We start from the raw sequence: 4,164 nt of genomic DNA, 5'->3' as shown, positions 1-4,164 counted from the left end.
CACCATTAGAATCCTCCCATACATAACTCGCATTACTTGCATCCTCTCCTGTTACTACACTCTCTATCGTATAACTAGACTCATCACATAAATCCTGGTCTGATCCTAAAGATACTGTGAAGCCGGCAGATAAAAGCTCAACTTCATCAGTGTCTTCACACAAAGAGTTCGTTAAGTCTCCATTAGAATCTATGATCACCCCACTAACTTCAACAGTATAAATACCAGGTTGAGTTGCCTGAAGGGTTGCCATTGTTTCTCCGGTTAATTCAGTATCATCTAAAAACCAAGTATACATAATGTTACCAAAATCTTCAGCATTTAAAGGAGTTGCATCTAAAATCACTTCGTTTTGATTACACACCGTTTGATCAGGGCCTAAATCTGTATCAAGAGGATCATAAAATTCAACTGAAATAACATCTGTTAAACCACACTGACCAAAATAAACTACAGCTACAGCATAATCCCCTTCTTCTGTAACTTCTAATGTTGGACCATTTTCCCCATCTATTAATTCTCCTTCCTTATACCATTCAATTGTGGCGTTTTCAGTATTTACAATTCCAGTATCTAATATTATAGGATCTCCTTCACAACTAACATTTCCGTTTTCTAAGGTAATATCTTGACCAAGATCTATTCCCCCAATATCAAAACTTCCTGCTTCTAAAAATACACCAGAATCAAAAGAACTATCATTTCTATCAGCTATAGCTAACTTAATATGATATTGCTCTCCTGGAGTCACTTCGGATTGGGCTACCATCGAAACAGTATGACCCATATAATCAATAGGAGCTGTAACGGGCGCTGAACCCCCTGCTCCATAAAAAGTAGAAAAGAATTCTTCATTAACGGAACCACAAGCAGTATTATAAGCTTCATTACGAACCGTTGTTACCGCAATAGGGTCACCAGTGGTAGGTACTACCGCCAAATTAGTCGTATTTCCTTCTGAATCGGTTAAGAAAAAAGCAAATGGATCTGAAAATGAGCATTGATAAGTTCCATATTCATCCGATGCGAATAAAAAATTAAAACTAATTTGATCAATAAACGGAACAAAATCAAACTCGATTACAGTTGCATTCATAGAAGTTGAAGTCGCATTTCCTTCTATATCTTGAATAAGTTCAGTTAAATCTTCATCTCCAGGCCACGTTCCAAACGCTCCATCACTTTGCCCACCAGATTCAGGTCCCGGTGAATTGGACACATCTCCAGAATTCATAATTAATCCTGATTCTAGAGGGAAGTTAGATTCAGTAGCATCAAAATAACCAATACCATTGGTAGATCCAAAGTCTGTTCCTGTCGAGTAAGTAATATTAGATACTTGAGCACAAGGGTTATTAATTAGTACGTCAATAACTAATTCTTCAACAGTATATAAATCAGGATCTACACTAATAGGCTCGCCAGGAGTAGTAATACATAAATCAAAAGTAGTATCTTCTTCCAAGTCGCCTGAAGAATAAACACTTATATAATATGTCTCTCCTATAGTTAAATTTTCTGCTAAACTACTAGTTTCATCAAAACCATCTGCACAATAAAGTAAACTTAAATTATCACAATCAGTCCCTTCGTAAACAGAATGGTAAAGATCTGAACTACTTGTCGTACTCTGAATATTAGACAAAGCGATAGCGTGAGATTCAGCGGTGGCAGTAAATTCAAACCAAACATCATCATCGGCGGTTCCTCCACAATCTGTATAGCCTGAATCTGTAGCCCCTTGAATTGTACTTGAAGTAATTTCTATACACTCTAACCCATCGTTTACTAAAACAATTTCAGCTCCTAAACATTCGTCATTCGGAGGTGGACAATAATTTTGAGTTAACGAAGAGCTGGAAATTAAACAACTTGAATCATCATCATTCTCTATCGAAATTTCCACACCAGTTTGATTAACATACGGACCAAATGTGTAAACATCAATTGTAGAGGCTGTTTGATCGGCATTACCTTGATTATCGGAAATAGTTACAGAAGTAGCATCTCCCAAACTAGTTAAATCTACATCTATAAAAAACTCATCATTTCCGCTATCACAATTACTAACTACTGTATAATCAGCCTGTGGATTGATACAGGTAGCACAAGATATGGTAACATCAATAGGAGTATATCCATTTTCATCACAGCTGTTAACAGTATCAGCAACTACTTGGATAGTTATTTGATCGCCTGTAGACTGAAAAGGACCAACATCTGATAGGTCTCCAGCATCTCCATAACCATTATACAATTGAGTTCCATCAGTATCTAAAACAATAAACTCATCCCATGTATTTTCTACTTCACCCGCATTAATCACTAAATTCAGTGGATTACCATCTGTACTGGTGTAAACATACTCCCTAGTTTCATTTGATTGGTAACAAAAAACTGTGTTTTCTGGACCTACTGTACAATCTACAGTAACATCTGAACAGTATTCTTGAGTCAGCACAGGGCTGCCAATAAAACAGTTTGCATCCTGACTATTTTCTATATCAATTTCAACATCCGTTTCATTTGAATATGGTCCAAATGTAACAACTCCTGTTGCCGATGCAGTTTGATCTGGACTTCCCTGATTATCGGAAATTGTTAAATCTGTTGCATCTCCTAAATCAGTAATATTTACTTCAACAAAAAACTGTGGTCCATTATCACAATCTCCTACTACTTCATATTCTGCAGAAGGATTAATACAAGTATTTTCTCTTATGATTAATGTGTAATCTACTGATTGTGGTGCAGCCCAAGTCGAAATTACTATATAATAAGTAGTTCCGGCCACTACATCATAATCCTCAATTGAAAAATCATCAGTTGAAGATCCGTTTCCTAAACCTGCAACACATTCTGTCCCAATTTGAGAACAATCTGTATATATAAAAACTCCAGCATAAGTATTAGAAAGATCAGATAATATTATATCTACTGTAGTATCTTCTGTAGGTGTGTAAGAATAAATCACATCATCCCCATTCAAGTAACTAAAAGTAGTTCCGCAACCTGTTGCTCCCGGAGAACCTGAATAATCATCTCCGTAAATCGAAGTACTATCAGATGTTATATACGGAAGAGGCTCGGTAGCAACTATCGGATCTTCACATATTGTTCCCGAAGGAGGAGGATCAGTTACCGTAAAACTTTCTTCAGTACATCCCGTAGCATCACCGTTTTCATTATACGGAATAACTGTTACATAATACGTTTCATTATAATCTAAATTTGCAGCTGGCGTGTATGTTGTACTTAAACCAACATCTAATTGATCTTCTAACTCGACACCTCCTGGAGTTGTCCCGATAGAAACTTTATAACCTGTAGCAATACCAGTTGCAGCAGACCATTCTATCATTGTATCTGCGGGGACATCAACCGCTCCATCTAAAGGGTTTATTAACACCGCATCGCAATTTGGAGGAGTAGAAGTTTCCTGAGTTATTAATAGATTATCAATATAAAAATAATAATCTCCATCAAGCCAAGTAAGGCTAAATCTAATCTGAAAGTCAACACCACTCGGTAAATCAGCGGCATCTACTGTATAATTAACCGTAGTACATTCTGCCGAAGTAACATGATTGTCATCATTAATAGTTTCAACAGTTGTCCAATTAGCTCCATTATCCGTAGAGTAATCTATTACAAACTCCCCCCAGCCAGGTGCAGTTGCATCAATAGCTGCAGAGAAATCCACAATTTTATAATCGAAAGAAATATCAAGATCAGTAGCATTCGACTGCCCTATGATATTTGGAGACACTAAACTTCCCGCTGTATTAAACTCATAAAGATTAGCCCTGATACTTTGACCATCACAAGCTTCTGCATCAGTTCCAAAAAAACTGACAGAAGTCCAGTCTCCCGGAACTCCAGATTCGAAGTTTTCTATAATTCCTATTTGCCCATAAGACCAAAATGATCCGAAAAACAATAGCAATAAAAGTAATTTTTTCTTCATATGGTTGTGTTTTAAAATTAATTTGATGAAGATATAAAATTTTACTAAAATATCGTGAATTTTCATAAAAAAACTAAAAAAACCTCGACACAAATGCGCCGAGGTCTCTGTTTACAAGAATTAATATGATTTTTTTAACGTTTGGTAATCTTAAACACCGAACGTCTATTCTCTTGGTATTGCTCTTCACTACAATT

At 36.3% G+C, this 4,164-nt stretch carries 1 protein-coding gene; it reads right to left on the bottom strand.

Annotated elements, in window-relative coordinates:
• Positions 1-3,967: choice-of-anchor L domain-containing protein (locus D9R05_RS15370; protein WP_162985024.1), on the bottom strand; the 3,967-nt coding region annotated here is incomplete at its 3' end.
• Positions 3,968-4,164 lie beyond the last annotated feature (197 nt).

The organism is Mesonia aquimarina (assembly GCF_003667275.1).
Taxonomy (GTDB): domain Bacteria; phylum Bacteroidota; class Bacteroidia; order Flavobacteriales; family Flavobacteriaceae; genus Mesonia; species Mesonia aquimarina.
This window is presented reverse-complemented; position numbering and strand designations above follow the sequence as displayed.